Genomic DNA, 6,317 nt, shown 5'->3' with positions numbered 1-6,317 from the left:
ATCTCGCACTACGTGCTCGGTCACACGGTGCCGCTGCTGTCGATCACCGTGGCGATCTCCAGCCTCGGCTTCGGCCGCGACGCCCGGCCGAGGCGGGTGTTCGACTCCGTGGTCGGCATCCTCGTCGGCATCCTGTTCAGCGAGGTGCTGTTCACCCTGCTCGGCAGCGGCGTCTGGCAGATCGCACTCATCCTGTTTCTCACCTTTGTGATCGCGCGGCTCGCCTCGCCGAGCGCCGCCTTCGCCGCGGCCGCCGGCATCCAGTCGATGATGGTGATGCTGCTGCCCGACCCCGACGGGGGAGTGCTCACCCGCAGCGTCGACGGTCTCGTGGGCGGCGTCATCGCGCTGCTCGTGACGGCGCTGGTGCCCCGCGACCCGCGCGCTCTCGCCCGCCGCGACGCCGGGCGGCTGCTCTCGACGCTCGCCGAGTCGTTCGAGTCGCTGCTCGACGGCCTGCGCACGGGCGACGAGGCGGCCGCGTCGCTCGCCGTCACGCGGCTGCGGCGCACGCAACCTCTGCTCGACGACTGGAACGCGGCCCTCGACAGCGCCCTGTCGATCGCCCGCATCTCACCCTTCCTGCGCCGGCACCTGCCCGCGCTACGGCACCAGGCGCGCGTGCTGCAGGGGCTCGACCTGGCCGCCCGGCACCTGCGGGTGATGGACCGGCGCGTGTCGTTCCTGCTGCGCGACGGCGCGCCCCGCCCGCAACTGGCCGAGCTGCTCGGCGAGGTGGCGGCCGGCATAGTCGTGCTCGGCGAGAGCATCGACGACCCGGCCAGGGCGACGGAGGCCGCCGCCATCTTCGAGCGCATCGCCCCGCGGCTCGACCCCGCGGTGATCATGCCGGATGCGCCGGTGACCGAGACGATCATCGTGCTGCTGACGCGGCCGCTCGTGGTGGACCTGCTCGTGGCGTCGGGGCGCAGCGGCGACGAGGCGCGGGCGCTGCTGCCCGCGGTCTAACCAGGCGTGGTGACGTCGCCGGCGCTGCTCTATCGGCGCGGCGCTGTCATGCACTCAGCAGCCGCGCGCCGATACGACAGCGCCCGCCGGTGAGCGGGGTTGCGGGCTAAGCGGCCGGCTGGGGCTACGCCGTGACGAAGTAGGCCAGCTCGTCGTCGCGGCGGGTCTCGACCATGCCGGCGCCGCGCATGGTCGCGTGTGACGCGTGGTTGTCGACTAGCGCGTCGGCGATGACCGAGCTCGCGCCGTTCGCGAACGCGATGCGGATGGCGGCGGCCAGCGCTTCCGCGGCGAAACCGTGGCCGCGGGCCGATTCCACCAGCCCGAACCCCAGCTCGGCCACGCCGTCGGCGGGCGGGCCGAAGAACCCGAGGCCGCCGACGAACAGCCCGTCGCTGCGCCGGGCGATCGCGTAGAGCCCGAACGGCGCGGGATCGCCGTGCTCAACGAACGCGGCGATGAACATCGGCAGCACGTCGAGCTCGTCGGCGAACGGATAGTCGTGCGCCCACGTGTCGCCGGGCCCCGGCGTGCGGGCGAGGATGCGGCGCGCCTCGTCGAGCCCGAGCGGGTGCAGCACGAGTCGTGCGGTCGTGGTGTCCATCAGCGCCCCCAGGCGAAGCCGAGGGGCTCGACCGCGTGCCAGTCCACGGTCAGCTCACCGAGCCGCCAACGCGACTTGTTGCCGAGCACCGGCCAGCCGTCGGCGCGCAGTGCCTGGGCAGTGGCGATCCAGCGCTGGCTCGGCGCGTAGATCGACAACGGCGCGTTGTACTGCCAGTGCTTGTCGAGCGCGGCGAGGAAGGCGTGCACCTTCTCGCCCTCGACGTTGCGGTGGATCAACACCTTGGGCAGACGCTCCGCCACGATCGACGGTCGGTCGAGACCATCGAGGCGCAGGGAGATCGTGAAGGTCTGGGGGCCGTCGGCCGTGACATCCACCCAGCTCGCCACGCGGCCCACCTCGTTGCAGGTGCCCTCGACGAGAACGCCACCCGGCTGCAGCCTGTCGACGCAGCGGTGCCAGTTCTCGAGCACGAGCGACTCGTCGTACTGCCGCAGCACGTTGAGCGCACGGATGACGGCCGCCCGGCGGCCGTCGGGCAGCGGCACCTCGAAGCCGCCGAGGCGGAAACTGACGCCCGGCCTGGCGCTGAGCGAGGCGAGCTTCACGCGGGCCGGGTCGATCTCGATGCCGACGACCTCGACGTCGGGGCGCACCTTCGACAGGCGCTGGTGCAGTTCGAGGCTCGTTGTCGCGGATGCGCCGTAGCCGAGATCGACCACGAGCGGGTCCGCGGTGCGACGCAGGCCGGGGAGGGTCGCGATCCACCGGTCGACGCGGCGCAGGCGGTTGGTGCCCGTCGTGCCGCGCGTGATGGATCCGATGGGCATGGGGAAAGCCTACGGCGCGGTGGATAGGCTAGCTCCATGACTTACACGCTCATCCTGCTGCGCCATGGAAACTCCGACTGGAATCAGAAAAACCTCTTCACCGGATGGGTCGACGTGCGACTCAGCGACCAGGGCGTCGCCGAAGCCAAGCGTGCGGGCGAGCTGCTCGCGGCGTCCGGCCTGAAGCCCGAGATCCTGTACACGAGCGTGCTCACCCGCGCCATCCAGACCGCGAACCTCGCGCTCGAGGTCTCCGACCGCCTGTGGATCCCGGTGAAGCGCACCTGGCGTCTCAACGAGCGCCACTACGGAGCGCTTCAGGGCCTCGACAAGGCGGAGACGCTCGAGAAGTTCGGCCAGGAGAAGTTCATGGAGTGGCGCCGCAGCTTCGACGTGCCGCCGCCCGTGCTCGACGACGACGCCGAATACAGCCAGGTGCACGACGAGCGCTACATCGGTATCGACGGGGACATCCCGCGCACCGAGAGCCTCGCCCTGGTGATCGACCGCATGCTGCCCTACTGGGAGAGCGACATCACCGTCGACCTCAAGGCGGGAAAGACCGTGCTGGTCACCGCGCACGGCAACTCGCTGCGCGCCCTCATCAAGCACCTCGACCACATCAGCGACGCCGACATCTCCGAGCTGAACGTGCCCACCGGCATCCCGCTCGTGTACGAGCTCGACGACGACCTCGTTCCGATCAAGCCCGCGTACTACCTCGACCCCGAGGCCGCCGCGGCCGGAGCCGCCGCGGTCGCGAACCAGGGCAAAAAGTAGGTCGCGTTCGCGTCCTCGCTCTGCGGGACGCGGGTTCTTCGTCGTGTGTGGGCAGAGTCCACGTGGGCTTCCGGCTAGGGGAGTCTTATCCGTCGGACGCTTGGTATCTGATGCATAGAGATATGCTCACGGTAATTCAACGGGACGGAACCACGAGATGGACATAGAACTTGGCCCTGATTTCGAAGTTCGGGCACTTGCGGTCGCACGTTCGATTCATGATCCACTCGGTCTTCAGGGATCAGTCATGTACAAAGGTGCTGAACGAGATGCCCTCTTTGTCTCGGAGGACCACATTCATGTCTACGAGTTCACTACCCTTCGCACGAAAGAGAAAGCGGTCAAAGACGCGGAAAAGCTGGGATCGATGCTCCGCGATCTGGCGAACGAACGCGAGAATGCATACAAGGCGCTAACGGGATGGTTCGTAACTCTTAACGAGCCAACCGCCGAGCAAAATGGAGCGGTCGCGAGTGCGGCGATCAAATTTGGCGTCCGCTTGCACGCCATCAGCATTTCGACACTTCAACAACGAATTTGCGATTCGGAGGAGTACATTCAGTGCCGCGACAATGCGCCGTTTGGCAGCATTGCCTACGCGCCCGCCGCCGCCGGCGCGGATTTCCGCGTCGACGTTACTTTGGCCACTCAGACAGGCTCACAGCAGTCGCTGAGCGATCTTGTCGATGAGCTGCTGGAAGGTCAGCGCGCCTTAGTAGTTGGCGACTTTGGAGTAGGAAAAAGCCATGCTCTCCGCGAGGTGTACCGTGCGCTCCGAAAGGAGCACTTTAAGCGCAAGAAGCTAACCCCCTTCCCGGTACACATCAACCTACGTGATTGCACAGGCCTAAAGACGCCCGCTGAAATACTCCGCCGACATGCGGAGGAAATTGGCTTCAAGAATGAAAGAAGCCTGATCTCCGCTTGGAGGGCCGGGGCGTGCATTCTGCTCCTCGATGGGTTCGACGAAGTAGTCCCCGTCCGCTGGCTCGGCGGTGCCTCCGACCTGAAAACGGTTCGATGGGATGCAATGTCGCCGGTGAGGCGACTTATCGCTGAGACTCCTGCGGACACGGGAATTATCGTGTGCGGGCGTTCTCACTACTTTTCATCACTCTCGGAGATGAGCGATGCGCTCGGTTTCGACTCCAGTTCGGACATCAAGAAGCTAAATGACTTCACCGACGAGCAAGTCAAGGAATACCTTCAGCTAGCCCAAGTCGAATGGAACGTTCCGGAATGGATTCCTGGCCGTCCGCTTCTGATCGGCTACCTGGCAGCTATGGGAGAACTCGAGTCCGATCCTGATCAGCGGGACAATCGAGCGAGCGCTTGGCGAGGCCTTCTCTCCGCGATCTGTCAACGCGAGTCACGAATGTTCAATGCGGTCAGGCCTGAAGTCATAAAGTCGATCATTTCGCGAGTGGCAACGCTCGCCCGTTCGACCGGAAATGAAACCGGACCCGTTGGCATGGATCTGATGCGGACCGCGTTTATTGACGTAAACAACCGCCAGCCTGATGAAGAGGGAATGCAGCTCCTCCTACGCCTGCCGGGGTTAGCCATCGAAGGTAGCGGTAGTTCAGAGGACACACGAGTATTCGTAGATAGCGATTTAGCCGACGTCGCATATGGCGAGGACCTCGCCAAGTACCTATCAAATCCGTATGCCGAACATCCCTTGAAAAGCGTTGCCTCATGGGTCAGCGCTTCCAGCGATCTCGGTGTCGAGGCGGCTTCGGATGCGCTCGGAGACGACCTTATTACCGGCAAGGCAGTACTGGCCGTCGCGAACACCAGACAGCGCGACGGGCGGTACGACTCGATCTTGGTCGATGCGATTCGCGTTGCGACGGCGCTCGGCGGAGTCGACGAGCGATCACGGGACACGTACACGGTTGAAGGAGTAATTTTCGACGATCTAGTGCTTAGCGGTGACGAGCCGGTGATGAAGTCCATCAACTTCGTTAACTGCCTTTTCCAGCGGGTCGACGTTTCCGCTATCGAAGTCGCCTCCGACAGCCCACACTTTCAAGGCGGAATGATCGGGCTGCTGGACGGGGTCGCTGCAATGCCCCAGTGGTTGAGCGGTCAATTTGCCGGGGTGGAGATCGAGAAGTACAGCACGAATTCTCATACCACTGCGGGCATCATGTCCCTTGGGTTGAGCGTGCACGACAAGATCGCCCTGACTGTTCTGAAGAAGATCTACGGACAAAGCGGATCCGGTAGAAAAGAAGGAGCTCTGTCTCGCGGGCTAGATCTAAGCCTCCGACCGTTGGTTCCTGCAGTGCTCGCATCGATGGTGTCTCAGGGCTGGGTCGTGAAGGGCACGGTTGGCAAAAGCGTTTTGTATCTCCCTGTGAAATCCCGTCGATCCACTGCCCTTCACGCGTTGGAATCACCCGGGGATTTTCGTCTAAAGTAGCCGACATCTCCGAGCTCAACGTGCCCACCGGCATCCCGCTCGTGTACGAGCTCGACGACGACCTCGTGCCGATCAAGCCCGCGTACTACCTCGACCCCGAGGCCGCCGCAGCCGGTGCCGCCGCGGTCGCGAACCAGGGCAAGAAGTAGCCCGACAAACGACGAAACCCCGCGCCCTCGAGAGAGGGCGCGGGGTTTGTTTCGTTGCGGCTGCTTAGTTCGAGGGCACGTGCCAGTCGCCGGTCGCGAGGTACTGCACCTTCTTGGCGATCGAGACCGCGTGGTCTGCGAAGCGCTCGTGGTAGCGCGAAGCGAGGGTCGCGTCGACGGTGTCGACGGCCGCGCCCTTCCAGGTCTCGCCGAGCACCTTGTCGAACACGCTGAGGTGCAACGCGTCGATCTTGTCGTCGTCGTTGCGGATTTCTTCGGCGAGACGGGTGTCTTCGGTCGTGAGCAGTTCGACCAGCTTGTTCGCGATGGCGACGTCGAGCGCGCCGAGTTCGCTGAAGGTACCGCGGAGGCTCTTCGGCACGACCTTGTCGGGGAAGCGGTAACGCGCGAGCTGCGCGATGTGCTCCGACATGTCGCCCATACGCTCGAGCGACGCCGAGATGCGCAGTGCGCTCACAACGATGCGCAGGTCGCGGGCCACCGGCTGCTGCCGGGCCAGGATGTTGATGGCGAGTTCGTCGAGGGCGAGGGCGGCGCGGTCGATCTTGTCGTCTTCGGCGATGACGAGCTCGGCG

Annotated in this window: 6 protein-coding genes and 1 pseudogene; 4 read left to right on the top strand and 3 right to left on the bottom strand. The window is 64.9% G+C overall.

Going from position 1 to position 6,317, the window contains the following annotated elements; genetic code table 11:
- On the top strand, nt 1-969 hold a 969-nt coding region (locus ACLQ6X_RS03500), incomplete at its 5' end, for an FUSC family protein (RefSeq protein ID WP_411698782.1).
- Nucleotides 970-1,093: 124 nt separating this feature from the next.
- Here the strand turns inward: ACLQ6X_RS03500 and ACLQ6X_RS03495 are convergent.
- Nucleotides 1,094-1,573 (bottom strand): GNAT family N-acetyltransferase, encoded by a 480-nt coding sequence (locus ACLQ6X_RS03495; RefSeq protein ID WP_411698781.1) that lies wholly within the window; start codon nt 1,571-1,573, stop codon nt 1,094-1,096.
- Entirely contained in the window at nt 1,573-2,364 is a 792-nt protein-coding gene (locus tag ACLQ6X_RS03490; protein ID WP_411698780.1) for a class I SAM-dependent methyltransferase, read from the bottom strand. Before ACLQ6X_RS03490 ends, ACLQ6X_RS03495 begins: the two co-directional genes overlap by 1 nt.
- Nucleotides 2,365-2,400: 36 nt before the next feature.
- Here ACLQ6X_RS03490 and ACLQ6X_RS03485 point away from each other — a divergent pair, with 36 nt between their 5' ends.
- The 3 genes and pseudogenes from ACLQ6X_RS03485 to ACLQ6X_RS03475 form a co-directional block, all read left to right on the top strand.
- Nucleotides 2,401-3,144: a phosphoglyceromutase gene (locus tag ACLQ6X_RS03485; RefSeq protein ID WP_411698779.1), complete on the top strand. Its 744-nt coding sequence runs from the start codon at nt 2,401-2,403 to the stop codon at nt 3,142-3,144.
- 157 nt (nt 3,145-3,301) lie between these two features.
- On the top strand, nt 3,302-5,572 hold the full coding sequence (locus ACLQ6X_RS03480; protein ID WP_411698778.1) for an NACHT domain-containing protein: 2,271 nt from the start codon (nt 3,302-3,304) through the stop codon (nt 5,570-5,572).
- 2 nt (nt 5,573-5,574) lie between these two features.
- Nucleotides 5,575-5,721: pseudogene (locus ACLQ6X_RS03475) on the top strand (phosphoglyceromutase); the annotation flags it as partial.
- A 64-nt stretch (nt 5,722-5,785) separates the two neighbouring features.
- On the opposite strand, the gene phoU reads toward ACLQ6X_RS03475, so the two are convergent.
- The coding region (gene phoU, locus ACLQ6X_RS03470; RefSeq protein ID WP_411698777.1) for a phosphate signaling complex protein PhoU at nt 5,786-6,317 on the bottom strand (532 nt) is incomplete at its 5' end.

Source organism: Conyzicola sp. (assembly GCF_046714715.1).
GTDB lineage: Bacteria > Actinomycetota > Actinomycetes > Actinomycetales > Microbacteriaceae > Conyzicola.
The sequence above is the reverse complement of the archived record's forward strand: the minus strand, read 5'-3'. Positions and strand labels throughout refer to the sequence as shown.

Excerpts from the sequence above, each read along its gene's own strand:
- ACLQ6X_RS03485 (WP_411698779.1), top strand. The coding sequence starts at position 2,401 with ATGACTTACACGCTCATCCTGCTGCGCCATGGAAACTCCGACTGGAAT.
- ACLQ6X_RS03495 (WP_411698781.1), bottom strand. The coding sequence starts at position 1,573 with ATGGACACCACGACCGCACGACTCGTGCTGCACCCGCTCGGGCTCGAC.
- ACLQ6X_RS03490 (WP_411698780.1), bottom strand. The coding sequence starts at position 2,364 with ATGCCCATCGGATCCATCACGCGCGGCACGACGGGCACCAACCGCCTG.
- ACLQ6X_RS03480 (WP_411698778.1), top strand. The coding sequence starts at position 3,302 with ATGGACATAGAACTTGGCCCTGATTTCGAAGTTCGGGCACTTGCGGTC.